Origin of the sequence: Streptomyces sp. NPDC058678 (assembly GCF_042714835.1) — a bacterium.
Lineage (GTDB): Bacteria > Actinomycetota > Actinomycetes > Streptomycetales > Streptomycetaceae > Streptomyces.
The window spans coordinates 1-18,790 of the sequence record NZ_JBHXSG010000067.1 but is presented as its reverse complement, the minus strand read 5'-3'; the positions used below and the strand labels follow the sequence as shown (position 1 = coordinate 18,790).

General features: G+C 68.2%; 20 protein-coding genes and 2 pseudogenes. 9 read left to right on the top strand and 13 right to left on the bottom strand.

All coding sequences use genetic code 11. The features are described 5' to 3' along the window. Positions 1-407: 407 nt before the first annotated feature. A complete protein-coding gene (locus tag ACFWWR_RS39535) occupies positions 408-1,193 on the bottom strand; it encodes a hemolysin III family protein (protein WP_384308621.1) in 786 nt (261 codons plus the stop codon). A 258-nt stretch (positions 1,194-1,451) separates the two neighbouring features. Between ACFWWR_RS39535 and ACFWWR_RS39530 the strand changes: the two genes are divergently transcribed. Next, positions 1,452-2,012, top strand: a complete 561-nt coding sequence (locus ACFWWR_RS39530) for a hypothetical protein (RefSeq protein WP_384308563.1) — start codon at positions 1,452-1,454, stop codon at positions 2,010-2,012. 376 nt (positions 2,013-2,388) lie between these two features. Here the strand turns inward: ACFWWR_RS39530 and ACFWWR_RS39525 are convergent, their stop codons facing one another. After that, positions 2,389-2,592, bottom strand: a complete 204-nt coding sequence (locus ACFWWR_RS39525) for a cold-shock protein (protein ID WP_384308560.1) — start codon at positions 2,590-2,592, stop codon at positions 2,389-2,391. Positions 2,593-2,836: 244 nt separating this feature from the next. Next, positions 2,837-3,175, bottom strand: coding sequence for a MerR family transcriptional regulator (locus tag ACFWWR_RS39520; RefSeq protein WP_031144137.1), 339 nt, complete (start codon positions 3,173-3,175; stop codon positions 2,837-2,839). Between the two features lie 1,712 nt (positions 3,176-4,887). Between ACFWWR_RS39520 and ACFWWR_RS39515 the strand changes: the two genes are divergently transcribed. Further along, positions 4,888-5,094: a hypothetical protein gene (locus tag ACFWWR_RS39515; RefSeq protein WP_384308556.1), complete on the top strand. Its 207-nt coding sequence runs from the start codon at positions 4,888-4,890 to the stop codon at positions 5,092-5,094. A 101-nt stretch (positions 5,095-5,195) separates the two neighbouring features. Here the strand turns inward: ACFWWR_RS39515 and ACFWWR_RS39510 are convergent, their stop codons facing one another. From ACFWWR_RS39510 to ACFWWR_RS39485, 6 genes are all read right to left on the bottom strand, one after another. Then, positions 5,196-5,504 carry an SCO5918 family protein gene (locus ACFWWR_RS39510; RefSeq protein WP_384308554.1) on the bottom strand — a complete coding sequence of 103 codons (309 nt, stop codon included), beginning with the start codon at positions 5,502-5,504 and terminating at the stop codon, positions 5,196-5,198. A gap of 50 nt (positions 5,505-5,554) precedes the next feature. Further along, positions 5,555-5,959 (bottom strand): CBS domain-containing protein, encoded by a 405-nt coding sequence (locus ACFWWR_RS39505; protein ID WP_384308551.1) that lies wholly within the window; start codon positions 5,957-5,959, stop codon positions 5,555-5,557. A gap of 46 nt (positions 5,960-6,005) precedes the next feature. Beyond that, entirely contained in the window at positions 6,006-7,499 is a 1,494-nt protein-coding gene (locus ACFWWR_RS39500) for a DEAD/DEAH box helicase (RefSeq protein ID WP_384308548.1), read from the bottom strand. Between the two features lie 345 nt (positions 7,500-7,844). Further along, on the bottom strand, positions 7,845-8,048 hold the full coding sequence (locus tag ACFWWR_RS39495; RefSeq protein WP_003973099.1) for a cold-shock protein: 204 nt from the start codon (positions 8,046-8,048) through the stop codon (positions 7,845-7,847). 657 nt (positions 8,049-8,705) lie between these two features. Then, positions 8,706-9,107 carry an ATP-binding protein gene (locus ACFWWR_RS39490; protein WP_384308546.1) on the bottom strand — a complete coding sequence of 134 codons (402 nt, stop codon included), beginning with the start codon at positions 9,105-9,107 and terminating at the stop codon, positions 8,706-8,708. A 134-nt stretch (positions 9,108-9,241) separates the two neighbouring features. Then, complete coding sequence (locus ACFWWR_RS39485) at positions 9,242-9,607, bottom strand: STAS domain-containing protein (RefSeq protein ID WP_384308543.1); 366 nt, start codon at positions 9,605-9,607, stop codon at positions 9,242-9,244. A gap of 211 nt (positions 9,608-9,818) precedes the next feature. Between ACFWWR_RS39485 and ACFWWR_RS39480 the strand changes: the two are divergent. Both ACFWWR_RS39480 and ACFWWR_RS39475 read left to right on the top strand, forming a co-directional pair. Next, positions 9,819-10,103: pseudogene (locus ACFWWR_RS39480) on the top strand (ATP-binding protein); the annotation flags it as partial. A gap of 324 nt (positions 10,104-10,427) precedes the next feature. Beyond that, positions 10,428-11,033 (top strand): hypothetical protein, encoded by a 606-nt coding sequence (locus ACFWWR_RS39475; RefSeq protein ID WP_384308541.1) that lies wholly within the window; start codon positions 10,428-10,430, stop codon positions 11,031-11,033. Positions 11,034-11,118: 85 nt separating this feature from the next. On the opposite strand, the gene ACFWWR_RS39470 is transcribed toward ACFWWR_RS39475, so the two are convergent. Beyond that, positions 11,119-11,652, bottom strand: coding sequence for a TetR/AcrR family transcriptional regulator C-terminal ligand-binding domain-containing protein (locus tag ACFWWR_RS39470; protein WP_384308538.1), 534 nt, complete (start codon positions 11,650-11,652; stop codon positions 11,119-11,121). Between the two features lie 170 nt (positions 11,653-11,822). Between ACFWWR_RS39470 and ACFWWR_RS39465 the strand changes: the two genes are divergently transcribed. The 4 genes from ACFWWR_RS39465 to ACFWWR_RS39450 all read left to right on the top strand — a co-directional run bounded on the left by ACFWWR_RS39465 (position 11,823) and on the right by ACFWWR_RS39450 (position 15,528). Next, on the top strand, positions 11,823-12,020 hold the full coding sequence (locus ACFWWR_RS39465) for a hypothetical protein (protein ID WP_384308536.1): 198 nt from the start codon (positions 11,823-11,825) through the stop codon (positions 12,018-12,020). Continuing rightward, positions 11,950-12,897, top strand: a complete 948-nt coding sequence (locus ACFWWR_RS39460; protein WP_384308533.1) for an alpha/beta hydrolase — start codon at positions 11,950-11,952, stop codon at positions 12,895-12,897. The genes ACFWWR_RS39465 and ACFWWR_RS39460 overlap by 71 nt, the downstream gene beginning before the upstream one ends. After that, positions 12,894-13,847 (top strand): cyclase family protein, encoded by a 954-nt coding sequence (locus tag ACFWWR_RS39455; protein ID WP_384308530.1) that lies wholly within the window; start codon positions 12,894-12,896, stop codon positions 13,845-13,847. Before ACFWWR_RS39460 ends, ACFWWR_RS39455 begins: the two co-directional genes overlap by 4 nt. A 187-nt stretch (positions 13,848-14,034) precedes the next feature. After that, the gene (locus ACFWWR_RS39450; protein ID WP_384308528.1) at positions 14,035-15,528 is read left to right on the top strand and encodes a class I adenylate-forming enzyme family protein; all 1,494 of its coding nucleotides are present in this window, start codon (positions 14,035-14,037) and stop codon (positions 15,526-15,528) included. Here the strand turns inward: ACFWWR_RS39450 and ACFWWR_RS39445 are convergent. The 3 genes and pseudogenes from ACFWWR_RS39445 to ACFWWR_RS39435 all read right to left on the bottom strand — a co-directional run. Then, the gene (locus ACFWWR_RS39445; protein ID WP_384308619.1) at positions 15,437-16,639 is read right to left on the bottom strand and encodes a relaxase domain-containing protein; all 1,203 of its coding nucleotides are present in this window, start codon (positions 16,637-16,639) and stop codon (positions 15,437-15,439) included. The two genes, ACFWWR_RS39450 and ACFWWR_RS39445, sit on opposite strands and share 92 nt — an antisense overlap. Continuing rightward, positions 16,624-16,722 carry a hypothetical protein gene (locus ACFWWR_RS39440; protein WP_384308617.1) on the bottom strand — a complete coding sequence of 33 codons (99 nt, stop codon included), beginning with the start codon at positions 16,720-16,722 and terminating at the stop codon, positions 16,624-16,626. The genes ACFWWR_RS39445 and ACFWWR_RS39440 overlap by 16 nt, the downstream gene beginning before the upstream one ends. Positions 16,723-16,792: 70 nt before the next feature. After that, positions 16,793-17,011: pseudogene (locus ACFWWR_RS39435) on the bottom strand (relaxase domain-containing protein); the annotation flags it as partial. 102 nt (positions 17,012-17,113) lie between these two features. On the opposite strand from ACFWWR_RS39435, the gene ACFWWR_RS39430 reads away from it, so the two are divergent. Continuing rightward, positions 17,114-18,157 carry a TerC family protein gene (locus ACFWWR_RS39430; RefSeq protein WP_384308526.1) on the top strand — a complete coding sequence of 348 codons (1,044 nt, stop codon included), beginning with the start codon at positions 17,114-17,116 and terminating at the stop codon, positions 18,155-18,157. The last annotated feature ends 633 nt before the right edge of the window (positions 18,158-18,790 follow it).

Sequence of the window (18,790 nt, the reverse complement as noted above, 5' to 3'; positions counted from 1 at the left end):
TCAACAACCCGCTTTGCGCCGTTGATTGGACAGCCCCTGTGCCAGCAACCAGAGCCCCGGGGGAAGACCGTCCTCACCGTGATCACCCTGCCTGGACTCTCGTCCTGCGGAACCACGGGGAGCGGGAAGGGCGGTGGGTGTGGAGGACGAGCAGCGCCAGGGCGCCGGTCGCTGCGGACCAGGTGAGGGAGAGCAAGCCATGGGACCAGGCACTCTGGGGGGGGTGAGGGCCGAGCTCAGCGCCAGCTGGTTCACGCCGGACAGAGGAAGCGCGACACGCCGGCCACATCCATGAGCGTGTTGAAGACGGGATTCTGCAGGCCCGTGTCGACCAGGCTGAGCATGATGATGAGGAAGAAGCCCTCCAGCTCGCCGCGGACCAGAGAGCTGGAATCCGAGACCAGTGGTCAGTAGGTGGCGAGGGAGATGGCGGTGTAGTGCGCGGTGAAGGCCACCACGGTCAGCGCATGGAAGACCTCGTGGAAGCCGAACCAGCGGGGTGCGGGGTCGGGCCGCTGGAGGGCGTAGACCACCGCGCCCGCGCTGTAGAGGAGACCGCCGACAACGATCAGGACCACTACGGCCGCTCCGCCGGTGTGCAGGAAGTCGGGCAGGTAGCTCACCGGTGCCCACCCCAGTGCCAGGTAGCACGGGGTGTACAGCCAGCGCGGAGCTCCGACCCACAGGACCCGGAACGCGATGCCGGCCAACGCTCCCGCCCAGACGATCCACAGCAGCACGGACCGCTGGTCCGGCGGGAGGAGGATCACAGCCAGGGGGGTGCAGGTGCCGGCGATGATCAGGAAGATGTTGGCGTGGTCGAGGCGTCGCAGAAGAGCCTCGCCGAGCGGTCCCCAGGTGCCGCGGTGGTAGATGGCGCTGGTCGCGAACAGCAGCCAGGCGGTGACCGAGTACACGGCGCAGGCCAGGACCGCCTGCGGAGTACGGGCCAGGCAGATGAGCACGACGCCTGCGATCAGTGCGACGGGAACCATTCCGGCATGGAGCCAGCCACGCAACCTCGGCTTGATCGGTTCGGCCAGGTCGGACACCCGCTCCACCAGAGCAGCAACCGAGTGAGCCCCCTCCCCCGCATGGTCGCCCGGTGATTGGTCGGGCAGCCCGTCTGCACGGCGCTCTCCACGCGCTGACACGATGTGACCACATTCGACTTCAGCGGCGTCGCGGGACACAGCTTCTCGTCCTCCCCCGGGCTCCTGGGTGTCACTGGCAACCATGCGGTCATGCTAGGAAACCTCACCCGGACACATGACGGGAGGTCGGTCCACAGCCACGTCGCCGGGCCCGGGATGGTTCGCCGCCGTGTGAACTCCAGTCCCCTTGACGCTACCGCCAATTGGGCTTGCCGAAGCCGAGTAGAACGGCTGGCCATGGGAACGATCAGGGCTTCCGAACGGGCATCTCCGCTCGCCTACGCTCAAGGATCGCCGATGCTTCCTGAGGTCCGCCCCCACGTATCCACCGCCCTCGCAGACCAGTTGGAACACCAACTGGACCTGGCTCCGCATCTCGAGGCCGGCCAGCTCGATGTGGAGGGCGTCGCCGGCATCGCAGTCGTCACAGCTGCCCACTGCGACGGCTATGCGGCCACCGACCATCTCCTCGGGCTGCTGGCCGCGCTGCCTGCCCCCACCAAGACAGGAGAACGCTTCTGGTCGGATTTGTGGAGGTCGTCGGGCACCGCGTACCTGCTGCCCGTCAACATCAAGGCTCTGGTGCTGCGTTCGCTGGCAGGAGAAGGAACCGCCCTGGCCCGGCAGGTCCTGTCGGCCGTCGATGAGATGACCCCGCCCCAGCGCGTCGCGGCCGGGGAGGTGATCGGTCAGGCCCTCGTCGAGTCCGACCATCTGCCCGACCTCAAGACACAGGTCATCGGGGAACTGTGGCTCCGAGATCTCGAGCTCACCGCCTGGCGCGTCCTGCACGCAGACCGCAGGTCGGACGGCCCGGCGGGACGGAAAGCCTTCCTCGACGCCTGGACGAGCGTCTGAGCGCGTCGGCTCCTTCGAGCTGCACGGCAGCCGTGCAGGACACGCGGCTCCCGTGCCGACGACGCTTGCAGCGACTGAGGTCAGGAAGTTCCGGGCCGAAGTCGCACCGGCCCGGGGCCCTCCACAGATCAGGGGCCGCGCAGCCATCCTGGCCGCCCGGCTCGCCACCCTCGCTCCCGCTCGGCCTCCACCCGGACCGACTCGGCCTCCCGCGCCACGCGCGCCGCGGCAGCCGTACACCGATTTTGCTGCGCGGCCCCTGATCCTGCCGGCCCGGCACGAGAGCAGGCGCCTTCGTCCAGATGGGCGGCAGGGCCCATACGAGCGGCGGCCACCTGGACGCGGCGTGCGCGATCTCTCGGGCAGGTCTGCGAAGTCAGGCCAGGTTGATGTTCTCGGCCTGCGGACCCTTCTGGCCCTGGGTGACGTCGAACGTCACGGCCTGGCCCTCCTGGAGCTCACGAAAGCCTGTGGAGTTGATCGCGGAGTACTGCGCGAAGACATCCGGGCCGCCACCGTCCTGGGCGATGAAGCCGAAGCCCTTCTCCGCGTTGAACCACTTCACAGTTCCCGTAGCCATGTCTCATGCCTTCCAGCCGATGAACGCCTCCCACGCGGTGTGGCAGACGGAGGTGATCGCCCTGGTCCCTGCGGCACAGCACAGCAAAACGCCCACGCCGAAGGCGTGGGCGAGAGGGAATTCCGAACCACGACAGCTGACGCAGACGCTACACGCACACATACCGCGTCACTATAGGAAATGATCACACCGCACACCGAGACCGTGCGTGCGGTGCCCGTCGACGCTGACGGGCACGCTCATCTCATGCTGCTGCGGTTGGGTTCGCCGATTCGGCGGCACGGCGATATTCGGCGTTGAGGCGCTGGGCTTCCTCGAGCTGGTCTTCCAGGATGACGATCCGGCAGGCGGCCTCGATGGGGGTGCCGTGGTCGACGAGTTCCCGGGCGCGGGCGGCGATGCGCAGCTGGTAGCGGGAGTAGCGGCGGTGGCCGCCTGCGGAGCGGAGCGGGGTGATGAGGCGGGCTTCGCCGATGGCCCGCAGGAAGCCCTGGGTGGTGCCTAGCATTTCGGCGGCCCGGCCCATGGTGTAGGCGGGGTAGTCGTCGTCATCGAGACGGCCGAACGTGTCGTCTGCTGTCACTGCACCTCTCTGTGAAACGCGTGGAGGGGCCCTGGCGCCGTACTGGCACCAGGGCCCCGAAGGAACTGCTACACCATCTGCGGGCCCTGATACTGCACCGGCCCTCTGTGTCCGCACACCCGACCGAGACGCTGTCGGGGGCGCGGGGATCGCGGTTGCCTGACCGGAGACCACCTCACTATCGATGTCCTGCGGTACCCGGGGCCAAGACTGCCGCCCGGGCGATCCTGATGGCGCTCGGCTCCTCCGTTCTTCCCTCTTGATCAACTACTCACCAACGGAAACTGCGAACTGCTGGTGGCCTCGAACAGCGCCACTCTTCGGCAGTCAGCCCCGTCGCCCGTCCTGCGTCTGCTCTGGCTTGGAACCCCACTGCCGAACCTCCCGGTGCGCGCGCCCGCAGCCGACGCCTTCACCGAGGTGCTGCTCACTGACTTCACTGCCGGGCACTGCGAACTTTCACTCACGGGTACTGCCAATGCGGTACTGCGAATGGCGGCCCCTGATCACTGCGGGCCACCCGGTCCGGTCGTCAGTCCCGTCGCCGTCCTGCAAACGCTCTGGCTTCGAAACTCCACCACCGCACCGTCCTGCGAACTACAACTGCGTACTGCTGCCCGGCAGTTCATCTCTGCCGGGCCTTGCTCGATCTCGGTTACGAGAGAAACCATAACCACACCGCCGACGAATGTCTACTTCAGCTGGCACAGATTTCTGCGTGCTCGAAGATGAGGTAGTCCGTCTCGACCAGTCTGCCCCGACCGGTCCATGGATGGTTCAAGCAGCTTCGGGCTCAGCCCGCCGCGCAGGGATTCCCCGCCGCGCAGCATGTCGGTCTGAGCGTGACGTCGCCGACTGCGCCGCGGCTACCGTTGGCGGGCTCCGGCCAACACTGCGTCTCGTGGAGAACTCCGCTGGCCGGGACGGACGTTTCCAGCCGTGACGCCCCGCAGGTCGGCCGTTGACGAGCGTGGCAGGAGGCCCTGCGCCGCCCTCGACGATCCCGGGATGATCGAGCAGCTCGTGGCGAACCGGCACGGCCCCTGACTCGAGCAGACCGCGGGCTGCGGAGACACGGGCTCACGGCAGCAGGTGCCGTCATGCGTCGACTGTGGTCCTCCGTCCCCTTCCGGCAAGCACTGGGGCTCTGCGGGCTTGGCGGGTGGAGGGGCGGGGCACAGGCGCTGGGTAGGCACGGGCAGGGGCATGGACTATTCAGAGACCAGGGTGACCCTGATGATCACGGTGACTGCCAGTGCCGCAGCCGTCCGTTCCACAACAGCCATTGCCGACGCACGCACTACGGCACGGGCCTTCCTCGAAGGATTGCAGCAGCCGGCCATGGCCCCTGACGCGGGGGACACTGTGGTCTTGGTCGTGTCCGAGCTCGGGAACTGGCTGCGCGCCCCGACACCATCAAGGCCGCCGTTCACGATCCCAGCCGGCATCTGCCGCGCATGCGCACCCCTGACCTGAACGGCAGCACCGGGGGCTTCGGCTGGCCCGCCGGGCCTCCGGCGGCAAGACCGTGAGCGCCTTCCTTGCCCGGTAGCGTCACCGCTCAATGCGCAGCCTGACGAGTTGCTCGCTGACGTTGGCGCCCCGGTGGAGTCCGACCAGAGCAATCAGAGTCCCTGACCGTGGTCACCAGTGGCGCTGTCATCACCGGTCGATTGGCTCTCGCAGCCACGTGAAGGCAGAGGGTGTCGGATGTGCTGACGGATTCCGCCCGCTTGGACGAGTTCGCCGCCGTCTTCGACTCCCCCGCGAAGAAGGACGGGCCGCCCACCCGTCTGCACTTCCATGTCGCCCAGATCCCGCAGGGCGTCCTGGGGGTCCGGAGACGGGTGGAGGTACCGGGTTGCGACGAGGACGGCAGCGCCTGGACCGTGGGCGACTTCAGCTATTGCGACCACTGAGCGACGCCGACGGGAACCGGCTGCACGCAGTGTGGGCCCGACCGGCGTACTGGTCGGGCCCACACTGCTGATCAGGTATCGGCTCGTGTCTGTCTACCCGGTCAGACCGTGACGGGGGTGCCGAGCATCGCGGAGGCGTGCTGCATCGGGCTGAGTATGCCCAGGGGCGCTGCCCTGGGAACGGCGCGGCAGGTGAAGCCGAGCTGAGCCATGGCCCGCAGGACTTCGGCGGCGCTGAAGTCACGGCGGTCCTGGCGCGTGATGACCTGGCCGACCTGCTTGAGGGGGTAGTGGCGGCGGCCGATGATCACCGATTCGCCGGTGACCGGTTCGGGCTTGATGCCCTTCATCGATTCCAGCACGCCGCCCTTGGTGAGCTCGAAGGGGAAGCGGGCGATGACGCAACGCATGTGGCCTCACAGAGAGAAGGGAAGAACGGTCCGACCAGGGGCGAGGTGTTTCAGCGGGAGAGGGCGAGGATGCCCAGGGCGCTGCCTTGCTCGTCGACCACCGGCAGGACACCGAGCCGACGGGTGCGCATCGCGTGCTCGGCTTCGGCCATCGTGGTCACGGGTGAGGCGAACGAGCCGTGGTCGCCGAGGATGTCGCGCAGGCGGACACGGTCCGTGTAGTCGGAGCTGTCACGGACGGCGGCGAGTTCGGTACGGGTGACCAGGCCGGTGCACTGGCCGTCCTGGTCGCAGACGACCAGTCGGACCGTGCGGGCGGCGGCCATGACGGCCAGCGCCACCTCGACGCTCATGTCGTCACAGACCTGCGGTCCGGCCGCGTCCATGACCTCCACCGCCCTCCTGTGCGCGGGGTCAGCGTCCGCCGGGCGGGGCTGCGTCTGAACCAGCGTCAAAAGGTGCCTCCTGCAGAGACAGGCCTGCTTCCTGATCACGAAAGTTCTAGGCCACCGCGCCGAAGCCGGACTGGCGTACGGGGGTGCGCCTGGTCGCGGAGGTGGGGCGGCGGCGGCCTCGGGAGGTGGCGCTGCGCTGGGGGCGTTCGACCACCGGTGCGGTGATGACGACCGGGATGCCGGACGGGGCCTGGGCGCCGGTGATCCGGTTCAGGGCCTCGTCGCCCGAGCGGATCTGGGTGGTCTGCGGCCGGATTCCGGCGTCCGACATCAGACGGACCATGCCTCGGCGCTGGTTCGGCGTGACCAGGGTGACGACGCTGCCGGACTCGCCGGCGCGGGCGGTACGGCCGCCGCGGTGGAGGTAGTCCTTGTGGTCGGTCGGCGGGTCGACGTTGACGACCAGGTCGAGGTTGTCGACGTGGATGCCGCGCGCCGCGACGTTGGTCGCCACCAGTACGGTGACGTGCCCCGTCTTGAACTGCGCCAGCGTGCGGGTCCGCTGGGGCTGCGACTTGCCGCCGTGCAGCGCGGCGGCCCGCACCCCGCTGTTGAGCAGGTCCTGGGTCAGCCGGTCGACGGCGTGCTTGGTGTCCAGGAACATGATCACGCGGCCGTCGCGGGCGGCGATCTCGGTCGTGGCGGCATGCTTGTCGGCGCCGTGGACGTGCAGGACGTGGTGCTCCATCGTCGTAACCGCACCGGCCGACGGGTCGACCGAATGCACGACGGGGTCGGTCAGGTAGCGGCGTACCAGAAGGTCGACGTTGCGGTCCAGGGTGGCGGAGAACAGCATGCGCTGCCCCTCTGGGCGCACCTGGTCGAGCAGCGCGGTGACCTGGGGCATGAAGCCCATGTCGGCCATCTGGTCGGCCTCGTCCAGCACGGTGATGCCGACGTGGTTCAGCCGGCATTCGCCGCGGTCGATGAGGTCCTTGAGCCGGCCCGGGGTCGCGACGACGACCTCGGCTCCGCCGCGCAGCGCACTGGCCTGCCTGCCGATCGACATGCCGCCCACCACGGTGGCCAGCCGCAGCCGCACGGAGCGGGCGTACGGGGTCAGCGCGTCGGTCACCTGCTGCGCCAGCTCACGCGTGGGTACGAGGATCAGTCCCAGCGGCTGGCGGGGCTCGGCACGCTGTCCGGCGGTGCGGGCGAGCAGGGCGAGGCCGAAGGCGAGGGTCTTGCCGGAACCGGTGCGGCCGCGGCCCAGGACGTCACGGCCCGCCAGGGAGTTCGGCAGCGTCGCTCCCTGGATCGGGAACGGTGCGGTCACACCCTGCCTGCCGAGTTCGGCCAGCAGCTGCTCGGGCATGTCGAGATCGGCGAAGCCCTCGACAGCGGGCAGCGCGGGGGTGATCGTCCTGGGCAGCGCGAACTCACCTTGCACTGCGGCGGGCCGACGGCCGTAACCGCCGGAGCGGACGGGCCCGCCGGTACGACGCGGTGCCTGCGAGCCGTAGCCGCTGCCGCCCCTTCCGGCGTCGGCACGGCCGTCACGGGAGCGGGCGGGGCGGTCGTTCGTGTACGTGCGGTTCATGCGGAACCTTCCTCGATGTGGCACATATCAAGGAATTCCCGCTGCGATGAATGGCACGGAGAATTACAAGTATGGACCGGTGGCAAAAGAAAGCAGATCTGGCCGGCGAAAACATCCGTGGGCACAGGTGCTGAAATGGGTGACGCGATGGGGACCTTGTGATCCGGGCGCCGGCTGCGGTGCAGCGCTTCAGGATGCGTCTGCGTCCTTAGGGAGGAACCGCTTGTGGTGGTACTGCGGATTCCTCCGGGGCGTCCCGCGGGTGAAAGCCGCTGCGGGATACGCATGCAGCTGGGGCCCGCACCCCGAAGGATGCGGGCCCCAGCTACGGATTGCGCGTGAGCGTCAGGCCGGAACGATGTTCTCGGCCGTCGGGCCCTTCTGGCCCTGCGCGATGTCGAAGTTCACCTTCTGGCCCTCGAGCAGCTCACGGAAGCCCTGCGCGGCAATGTTCGAGTAGTGGGCGAACACGTCGGCGCCGCCACCGTCCTGCTCGATGAAGCCGAAGCCCTTTTCCGCGTTGAACCACTTCACGGTACCAGCAGCCATGTCATATCTCCTTTGGGGCAGTGCATCGGCGTCCGCACTGCGCGGACGCCGTGTCGCCGCGATGATTACCCCGCCCGGAAATGACCGGAAATACAAAAGTGCTCCCGACCGGCAGAAGCCTGGTGGGGGCACTTGAAGTTTTGGGAACCACAACTGCAACTGAGATCGACAGTAGCACGTCGGAGCGGTCCGTGTGCGTTGGATAATTCCACTCTGCTCTTCGCGGCAAAAACTCCCGCTGCACGGCCCCCCAATATCTGATCCCTCGGGAACAGATATTGATTCACCCGGAGTTCAACGTCTCAGGAAGAGTTGCCGACCGGCACACTGCGCGACGGCCGGGGAAAAGCCGCTGCCGCCCGGGAAACGCAGTTGCGAGACCGTGGGATGACCACGCCGCAGCGGCTGCCGTTCCCGGTCCCGGATGAGCGAGCCCACCTCTTCCGTGTGGGTGAGGCGCCTGGTCATGAGGGTGATGGCGGCCCGGGTGATCAGGCTCTCGGAGTACTGGATGAGCCGTTCGTACTCCCGCGCATGCCCACGGGACGTCTTCGAGTGACTACTCCGACAGAGTGGCCAGGCAGGCCGCCGGTGTGACGTGTGCTGATGACCGTCGGCTGAAGCGCCCGCATCACATGAGACGACCGGGCCGATAGGTCAGGACACTTCTTCCAACGGTTGCTCGGTCCAGACGGTTTTGCCCGCAACGGTGTACCGGCTGCCCCAGCGATGGGTCATCTGCGCCACCAGGAACAGACCGCGGCCGCCTTCATCCGTCCACCGGGCCCGTCGCAGATGCGGCTGCGTCTGGCTGGGATCGGAGACCTCGCAGATCAGACGTTGATCCCGAATCAGCCGCAGGCCCACTGGGGCGCCGTAGCGGATGGCGTTGGTGACCAGCTCGCTGACGATCAACTCTGTGGTGGACACCAGATGTTCCAGCCCCCAGGAGGTCAGCTGGTCGGCGACTTGACGGCGTATCCCTGCGACGATGCTGGGGTCGGCGGCCGGCTCCCAGGTGGCAGTGGCATCTTCGGGAAGTCGGCGCACCTGGGTCACCAGAAGTGCCAGATCGTCGTCGAAGGGCTCATGCAGAAGTTTTTCCAGAATTCGGCCACCGATTTCCGTGACGCCGGCGGGATGCCCCAGGCGCGGAAGCCGGGTAGAAACGCGATGGTCGGGAACGGCGCGGGTCAGGCGGTCAGGGCCTGGTCGACGGTGGGATGGCAGCCGATGACCTCGTCCAGGCCGACGATTTCAAGGAGCCGCAGCACCGATTCCTGGGCGCCGGCGATACGCAGCCATCCCTGATCGTCACTCGCGGCCTGGTGGGCGGCGACGAAGACGTTGATGCCGCTGGAGTCCATGAAGGTCACGCCGCTGAGGCCCACCACGGTCCGCAGGGGCGCCGCGCCGTCGTAGGACAGGAGGGCCTTGCTAAGCATGTCCTTGACGGCGTGGTCGATCTCGCCGCGGAGGGTGACCACCCGGATGCCGTCGACGGTGGTGTGGTCGATCGACAGCTGGCCGGGCCGGGCTGCTCCGTAGGTGTCTGTCACCGTTTCCTCGACTGTGCTCGTTGATGGGACTCAAGGCCCCGGCGTGATAGTGCGCCGGTAGCCTGCTTCGATGCTACGGCGAACACGCGTGCGGCCCGTTATGCGGTTCTCACGGGACATGTGAGGCAGAGTGCCGGGTACGCGCAGGACGTGTGAAGGGGGAACGAGGGTGGACCTGGCTGAATCAGTCCCCGAGGGTGAGGGCAGCGTGATGCCGGACGCCCCTCAGATACAGGACACCGTCGCGCTGGACGGTGACGGGCACGTGCTCGCTGAGGCACGCCACCGGGCGGTGGACTTCCTCACCCGAGTCTAGGCGGAGCACGGCCTGCCGGTGTCCGCTCACGCGATGGACCTGACCCAACTGGTGGTCAGCGAGCTCGTCACCAACGCCCGCAAGTACGCCCCTGGCCCCGTGCTGATGGAACTGCGCGTCATTGGCGCCGTCGTGGAAGTGGTCGTGTGGGACAGCGATCCCGCCCTCCCGCCGAAGAGACTCCCCGGGGTGCCGAACCGCATCAGCCCCTCGGCGGCTCCTGTCCGGATCGTGTCGTCTCACGCTGCACCCGAACTGCGTAACGCATGAGTTCTTGCTTTAAGAATGGGGCGGGTTACCGTCCTAAAAGCAATTCTCCTGCCTTAAGGGTGGGGGAATCTGAAGGAGGCAGTGCCATGCCGGTCGACGCGGAGCGCCAACCGATCACCGCCTCGATTGGCGGCAAGTCCACGCCCATCACTCGCTCTGAGGTTCTGGCCTGGGAGGCGCGGCGTGCGGCGAAGGCTCTTGAGCGCCTCGGGGGCATGAGTGCCGGAGGGTGATGTGGAATCACGTCGCGCGGCGGTGGTGGAAGCGAAGCTGGCCATGGGCCGCGAGGAGACCGAACGCCGCCTCGCGCGCGAGGTCCGCATGTCGGACCGGGCGACGGGAGCCGTCGCTCGGCTTTCGGGCGGGCGTCGGCGCATGCGTCAGGTGGAGATCTTCGTACCGGGCTGCGCGGTAGCTGAGCGCCTGCCGGTTTGGTACATGAGGCGGGCGGAGGCGGATGACGAGGCAGCGTTCCTCGCGGCCTGCCCGGATCATCACATCTTCCGCCTGACCCCGGATGGCCGTCAGGAGGTATGGGAGACGACTGGTGGGTCACCGCTCGCCTCGCGCTTCTTCTTCACGATGGACGAGTCGGACACGGTGGTCACGCCTGCGGACCCGAGCTACCCGTTCCAGATGGCCGGCACGGCCCGCTTGGCCGACGGGACGGCGCTGGGCGGTGCCCGCCACCAGTTCCGGGAGGAGGGCGGCGGTACGCGGGCTCTGCTCACGGTCGAGTTCCCCCGGTTGATGCCGCCGGCGTCGGTCGCGGCGCACCGCCGGCACGTGGCCTGCGAGTTTTCCCAGTGGGTTGAGGCCGCCGCCGCGAGCCCCCGCTGAGGCGACTGCGCCCTGCTCTGCTCGGTTGTGTCCGGGTGGGGCAGGGCGTTTGCGTGCTCGGAGGATTCTGCGGCGGGATGGGTGCTCAGTTCGACTGGACTGCCGTGATTCCTGCGACGGCGATGTCGGCGATGAGCTCCAGAAAGGGTGTGTCCACGGCTTCGCGGGTCATGAGCAGTCTGAAGTGGATCGGTGCGATGAATGTTTCCAGCAGCATGCGGCTGTCGATGGAGGCGGGAAGTTCGCCTCGAGCGGCGGCGCGTTCCACCACGATCCGGCACTCGTCGTGGCGGGCTGTCCAGAACTGGCTCCGCGTCAGCGCCGATTCGCTGTCGTCGACGTTGGCGGCCAGGGTCCGCATGAGCGCCTCGCCCAGTGAGGAGCTCCCGTAGTCGACGAGCTCCTGCCCCAAGGCGACCAGGTCCCCGCGCACGGAGCCGGTGTCGGGAGTCTTGAGCAGCTCGGCGCTGTAGCCGACCATCGCGTCCAGGATGAGCCGTTCGCTGGTCTTCCAGCGCCGGTAGATGGAGGTTTCGTGCACACCCGCCCGCGCGGCCACCTCGGCGATGCTCGGCTTCCCGGATCCGGACTCCGCGAGCAGTTCCAGGGTTGCCGCCATGACAGCCGAGCGCACCTTGGCGCTCCGCCCTCCTGGCCGTCGGCGAATCGACTCGGTTGTCATGGAACACATCTTAACGCAGGAGTCTTGCATTTGCGTGAAACCCGCCCGTAGTCTCCGCTTAACGCAGGACTCATGCGTTAAGCTGCTCGAACTCGGAGGAGCCTTAGGTGTCGTACCAGTGGCCAGTGAATGTCGAGGCACTGTTCGAGGAGCGCCTCGCGCAGATGATCAACCTGGGTGTGCCGGGAGACGACGTGAAGGCCGTACGCGGGCGCATCAAGCAGATGTGGCCCGATGAGCCCGGCGGATGGGTCTACGAGTGGTCCCAGCTCGCTGAACGGGTACGCAAAGGACCGGAAGCCTGAGCTGGCTGCCCTGGCCTACGGGTTCGCGAAGTTCCCCACCCTGGCCGACGAGGCCAAGCGAGCGGCCTACCGCCACCAGATCGATCAGTACCTCCTCAGCGCGGACAACGGCCCGGTCACCTTCCGACGCCGCTCGGTTCTCGCCGACCACCTGGGCACCCGCGTGTCGGTACCGGTCCACGAGTTCGGCGCCCCCGACAGGCCCGCAGGTCAGTCCCCGGTCGTCATCGTCAGCGGCGGAGTGGACACCTGGAAGGAGGACCTGCACTCCATGTGGGTCGCCCTGGCGGTGTACACAGGGATGACGGTGCTGGCCTTCGACATCCCCGGCACCGGGGAGTCCCCGGTGGCGATGAGCCACGACGGCGGCCCGGAAATCATGTCCGGTCTGGTCCAAGAGGCGCGACAGATCGGTAACGGCCGCGTCGCCCACCTGGGCGTGTCCATGGGCGGTCATTTCTCCGCTCGCACCGGGCTGAGCGGTGAGGTCGACGCGGCAGTCGTCCTGGGTGGACCCGTCAAGGCCGCCTTCGAAGGCGCTCCCTTCAGTGACTCCGGCATGCACGGCATCATCGGCAACGCTCTGGGCTTCGACCGTGAGCCGGCAGCCGAGGAACTTGGCGCCCGCTGGACCAGCCTGTCGCTGGCCGGCCTGCTCGCAGGCAAGCAGCAGTCCGCACCCATGCTGATCGTCAACGGAGCCGATGACCCCCTGGTCCCGCAGGAGGACAGCCTCCTGTTCGAGGCGCGGCCGGGGGCTGAGGTTCGCCTCATCCCGGATGCGGGCCACTGCGCGACGAGCAAGCTGTCATCCGATGTCGTCCCCCTGATCATCGACTGGCTCAACAGGACCATGGCACCCAAGGACCCGGCATGAGCAACGACGTTCTCAAGGACTACATCGACCAGCTCAGCCGCTGGGGCCGGTGGGGGCCCGACGACGAGCTCGGCGCCCTCAACCTCCTCACCCCCCAGCACGTACAATCCGCGGCGAAGGAGGTCGTGGCGGGCAAAGTGATCTCGATGACCCTGCCCTACGACCAGGCCGGGCCCCAGCAGGGCGGCCTGCGCCACAACCCGATGCTGCTGGCCACCGCCACCGGCACGGACGCGGTCAGCGGCAAACAGCAGGAGCTGTTCGCAGCCGTCGGCATCGACAAGACCCGGTTCGGGTACGCAGACGACTCCCTCATCATGCCCACGCAGTGCGGCACCCAGTGGGACGCCCTCGCGCACATCTTCCACGACGGGCGCATGTGGAACGGCTACAGCGCGGCCGAGCACACCACCGCCGGCGCCGCCCGCAACGCCATCCAGCACTGGACCGACCGCATGATCCTGCGCGGCGTTTTGATCGATGTCCCCCGGCACAAGGGCGTTCCCGCGCTGGAGCCCGGCTACGCGATCACCCCGGACGACCTCGACGAGACGCTGGAAGCCCAGGGCACCGTCGTCGGCCGCGGTGACGCGGTGTTCGTACGCACCGGACAGCTCGGTGAGCGCCGAGGGCGCTGGGGCGACTACGCCGGCGGTTCCGCCCCCGGCCTCTCCCTGCACACCGCTCCCTGGCTGGCACAGAAGGAAGTTGTCGCGATCGCCACCGACACCTGGGGCGTGGAGGTCCGGCCCAACGAGATCGAGGAATTCCAGCCCCTGCACCAGGTCGCCCTCGTCCACATGGGACTGGCCTTCGGCGAGATGTTCGACCTCGACGCGCTGGCCGAGGACTGCGGACAGGACGGCCGCTACAGCTTCATGCTCGCCGCGTCCCCCCTGCCCCTGACCGGCGCCGTCGGATCTCCCGTCGCCGCCACAGCCATCAAGTAGCAGCTCACAGAGCGGCTCCTCCACCTGGGGTGAGTGAGCGGACAACCCACCGGAAGAGGGCTTCCGAGGACCCCCGTACCCCCTTGCGGTCCCCCGGAAGCCCACCCGCGGGGCCACATGCGGCACCGCACCAGGCAGCCACCCACGGCGGCCGCCTGCCAATCGACCCACCACTGAGGTGTATCCCGTGAATCTGAGCCGCCTGCCTGCTGCACGCCGCGCGAACGACCCAGATGCTCCGGCCATCAGGGACGACGCGCACGGCCTCCTGACCAACGCCGCATTCGATGACCTGGTCGAGGCCTGTTCCCGCCACTTCGCCGCCCGCGGGATCAGCGCCGGTGACATCGTCGCGGTCAAGCTGCCCAACCGGGTCGAACTCGTGGCCGCTCTCTTTGCCGCCTGGCGCCTGGGCGCGGCGCTCACGCCGGTCAACCCGACGCTGACCCCGTCCGAAACGCGCTACCAACTGAAGGACTGCGGCGCCAAACTCGTCGTCCTCGACGAAGTAGACGCCGACGCCCTTCCTGACGCCCTGGCCGTGGTCACCCTCGAGGAACTCGCCCGCCCGGCCCCGGCGGTCGAGCTGCCGCAGCAACCGGACGATCCGCAGGACGGCCTTGATGATCTGGCCCTGGTCATCTACACCAGCGGCAGCACCGGGCGCCCCAAAGGGGTGGAGCTGCTGCACCGCAATATCGATGCGATGACCGCGTCCATGATCGAGGGACTGGGCCTGACCGAGGCCGACCACAGCCTGCTGATCCTGCCGCTGTTCCATGTCAACGGGATCATCGTCAGCGTCCTGTCCCCGCTGCGGGCCGGCGGCCAGACCACCATCGCAGGGCGCTTCAGCCCGAAGACCTTCTTCTCGGCGCTGAAGGCGGCTCGCCCCACCTACTTCTCCGCCGTTCCCGCGATCTACGCAATGCTGGCGAACCTGCCGGCCGACGTGCAGCCGGACACCTCCTCGCTTCGCTTCGCGATCTGCGGCGCCGCCCCGATGCCACCCCAGCTCATCGGCACGGTGGAGGAACGCTTCGGCGTGCAACTCATCGAGGGGTACGGCCTGTCGGAGGCCACCTGCGCGTCGGCCTGCAACCCCGTCGACGGGCCGCGCAAGCCAGGCACGGTCGGCATCTCGCTGCCGGGCCAGAACATCGCGATCATGGACGAGGACGGCCAACTGGTCACCGACGGCAGTATCGGCGAGGTCGTTATCAGCGGCCCCACCGTGATGCGCGGCTACCTCGGCCGTCCCGACGAGACCGCCAAGACCCTCCAGCACGGCTGGCTCCACACCGGGGACATCGGCCGACTCGACGACGACGGCTACCTCGTACTCGTCGACCGCGCCAAAGACATGATCATCCGGGGCGGCGAGAACGTCTATCCCAAGGAGATCGAAACCGTTCTGCACGACCACTTCGCCGTCCTCGAAGCCGCCGTCGTCGGCCGCCCCGACCCAGTACTCGGCGAGGTCCCCATCGCCTTCATCTCCCTGCGCGACGGCATCGACCTCACCGCCGAAGAAATCTGCGACTTCCTCACCACCCGACTGGCCCGCTACAAGATTCCCGCCGACATCATCATCCTTCCCGAAGTCCCCAAGAACCCCGTCGGGAAGATCGACAAGCCCACGCTGCGCCGAGGCCCGGCCCCCTCGCGACCTGAAGCCTGAGCACCTCTGTTTGACCAGGTGGAAGACCTCCCAGGCCGCATAGCGCTTGAGGCAACGGACGATTTCGCGCCGGGTCTTCCCCTCTTTGATCCGGCGCTCCTAATAGTCCTGGGTGCGCGGGTCGACCCGTGCCGCGGGCCTCTGCCGCGTGAGTGAGCGCGGCGATACGGGCGAGGTTCTGCGGCGAGGTCATCCACGTCTCGGGGTCCGTCGTCCGGCCCTCCAGATACTCCTGCGGCATCGCGGCCTGCTGGTGGGCCTGGATGGCAGCGGCCCGCTGCGCCGGAGTTCGAGCGGCGTCCCGGCCCGGGCGGTCGACGGCATGCGGTGCGGCCGACGTGGTCGCGGCCGACGCTTCATCCCGTACGGCGGGCGGTGCGGTGAGGGCGGCACGGATCGCGTTCTGCAGGGCGAGGCTGGCGACCCGGGCCCGCTCATACCGGCTCGACTCACGCGGCGGCTTCCCATCGGCGCCCGCGATCCACCAGCGGATGGGCCAGGCGAAGTCCGCGGTGTAGGAGAGCTGATCCGGGGCCGGGGTCCGCCAACCCTTCTGAGGCACGGTCAACTGACGGCCGTAGCGCTCCAGTGCCCGGTCGGCGATGTGACTGTCGATGCCGGGCACATAGGCGCGGCCGCGCAGGGTCTCCAGCAGATGCCGGCGCGCTCCGGCCAGGACGTGGCGGCGGGCGAAGGCCCCGCGCACGGTGAAGACGACCGCGGCGACGTCGACCGCGGCAAGCGCGGTGTCCACCCATGGCCCCACCCGGGCCCGGATCGCCGCACCGGCCCTCTGGCACCGCTCCAGCAGCCCATCGACCATCCGCTGCCCGAACTTCAGGAGCGCGGACACGCGCCACCACGCGAGCAGCAAATCCAGCGGCCGCGGGGTCTTCTTCTCCGGGCGGGTCTCCTGCGCCGCCCACCACGCCAGCCCGCGGCGGGCGCGCACGCCGGGCAGATGACCGTGCTTCTTCACGTACCCGTCGGTGATGCCCTCCAGGATGTCCTCGATCCGCCGGCGGCGGGTGGAGGACCAGTCGACGAGCTCCTGGTCGACCCCAGCTATCTCCATCACCGGGCGCAGGCCCGGCGTCACCTCCCGGGGCACGGTCGCCGCCCCAGTTCCTCGCACACCTCGGTCGTCATCTCCAGGGTGTAGAGCGTCCCGGCCGCCACGACGTGCTGGTACAGCCGGACCGTGTCCAGCGCGTACCAGGAACCGTCCGGGCGCTGCGCCCGGTTCAGGATCTAGGCAGTGCTCGTGCAGGAGGGGAAATCCGTTCCTGTTGTCGAAGTGCCGGAACGCCGCGACGACCAGGGCCGGGGCCTTCGCGCGCGCCCGGCCGGACGCCCACCGGGTCTCCGCGACCTCATCCTCCAGCCGGCGAAGGGTCGCGGCGACCGCTCGCTCGTTGACCCGGCGCGTCCTCTCATCCCCCAGAGCCCGCAGCACGACCAGTGACGCCTGCGGCCGGAACACGGCCGTCCTCACCCGCTCCGCATGCTCTCGGGGGCGCAATGCCGGACACTCCTGTGTAGGGGCCGGCGTATTTTCGCGCGGGCCATAGTGAGGGTGTTCGGCGTGCTTGAGGTCCCGCTCTGGCTGTGGGGGGCGTTCGCCGCGACAGTGGTCGTGTCGCTGGCGGTAGACCTGCTGTCCCACCGCACCGCGCACGTCATTCGCTTCAAGGAGGCAGCCGCCTGGAGCGGCCTGTGGGTGAGCCTCGCCCTGATCTTCGGCGCGGTCGTCTTCCTCGTCCTCGGCACCACTGCCGGCACCGAGTACACGACAGCCTGGCTGCTGGAGAAGAGCCTGTCGGTCGACAACCTCTTCGTCTTTGCCGTGATCTTCGCCTACTTCAAGGTGCCCCGCGCCTACCAGCACCGCGTGCTGTTCTTCGGCGTCATCGGCGCGCTCGTCTTCCGCGGGATCTTCCTCTCCCTCGGCGTGGCCGTGGTCAGCCGCTTCACCGCGGTGCTGTTCGCCTTCGCGGCGGTCCTCTTCTACAGCACCTACAAACTCCTCAAGGACGAGCAGGAGAGCTTCGACCCGGGCAAGAGCTTCGCCGTTCGGATGCTCCGCAAGATCATCCCGGTGCGCGACGAGTACGCCGGGGCGAAGTTCTTCGTCAAGGAAGCCGGCAAACGGATGGCGACCCCGCTGCTCGCAGTGGTCGCCGCGATCGAGGCTGCCGACCTGATCTTCGCCGTCGACAGTGTCCCGGCCGTCCTCGCGGTCAGCGATGACGCCTTCATCGTCTACACCAGCAACGCCTTTGCCATCCTCGGCCTGCGGGCCCTCTACTTCATGCTCGCCGGCCTCCTGGACCGCTTCCACTACCTGAACAAGGGCCTGGCGATCATCCTCGCCTTCATCGGCGTCAAGCTCATCCTCCAGGCATCCCACAAGATGATCAGCCCCGGCATCCCGGAAATCCCCTCACCGATCAGCCTCGCAGTCATCGTCATCGTCCTGACAGGTTCCGTGGTGCTCAGCATCAGAAGACCCGCCCCGACAGACGTTGTGAAACAGAGGGACGCCTCCGCGACCACCGAGCAGCCCAGCCCTTCACCTGCGGTGGATGACCCTGAGCCCCCAACCGGTTCACCAGGTCGGGACGCTTAACCCCGCCTGCACTCACGGCAAGAAGGCTGGGCTGTTCCCCCGCGCACCCATACGGGCATATCGTAAAGAAATGGTCAAAAGGAAGCGTAAGCCCGAAGCGTACGTGTGTCCGGCCTGCAAGCAATCCGTGCCGGCCGCAGTCCACCGCCACAAGACCCTCGGCGTATTCGTTCCCGTGTGGGGCCCGGGCGCATGTCAAAACCGCGACTGCCCCGATTTTCGGTTGGACCCCAGGCGCAAGCACTCTCCGGCCCGGTAACGAAATCGACAGCGCGGCGATGGACTGCCGGCCTGGCCCCTCTCATGCGCTCAGCTGAGGAGCGGTTGCAAACCGGCTTGCGCGGCGCACCGTCGGGCCAGGATGTCGTAAGCGGCGTTGGTCTCCAGCCGGGCGGCTTCACGCGCCGAGCACTGGCTGCTGCTGGGGGATGTCACCCCACGTGGCCGTGTGTCCTGCTTGCGGCATGGCGTCCCCGCTCCTCGCTGCCGGCCGGGCCCGGCACCGTCTGGAATCGTAAATCGTTGCGGCGTGAAAGCAGAAGCGGGGTGGGGCGGCCCCCCGCGACGGTGGGCCCCCCCCCCCCCCGGCAAAAAGCGAGGGGAAAACGCACGCTCCTGGCGGGGGCGCCCGGG

Coding starts and splice junctions, on each gene's coding strand:
- ACFWWR_RS39530 (WP_384308563.1), top strand. CDS start 1,452: ATGCTTCCTGAGGTCCGCCCCCACGTATCCACCGCCCTCGCAGACCAG.
- ACFWWR_RS39470 (WP_384308538.1), bottom strand. CDS start 11,652: ATGGCGGCAACCCTGGAACTGCTCGCGGAGTCCGGATCCGGGAAGCCG.
- ACFWWR_RS39460 (WP_384308533.1), top strand. CDS start 11,950: ATGAGCCCGGCGGATGGGTCTACGAGTGGTCCCAGCTCGCTGAACGGG.
- ACFWWR_RS39455 (WP_384308530.1), top strand. CDS start 12,894: ATGAGCAACGACGTTCTCAAGGACTACATCGACCAGCTCAGCCGCTGG.
- ACFWWR_RS39495 (WP_003973099.1), bottom strand. CDS start 8,048: ATGGCTGCTGGTACCGTGAAGTGGTTCAACGCGGAAAAGGGCTTCGGC.
- ACFWWR_RS39510 (WP_384308554.1), bottom strand. CDS start 5,504: ATGCGTTGCGTCATCGCCCGCTTCCCCTTCGAGCTCACCAAGGGCGGC.
- ACFWWR_RS39500 (WP_384308548.1), bottom strand. CDS start 7,499: ATGAACCGCACGTACACGAACGACCGCCCCGCCCGCTCCCGTGACGGC.
- ACFWWR_RS39525 (WP_384308560.1), bottom strand. CDS start 2,592: ATGGCTACGGGAACTGTGAAGTGGTTCAACGCGGAGAAGGGCTTCGGC.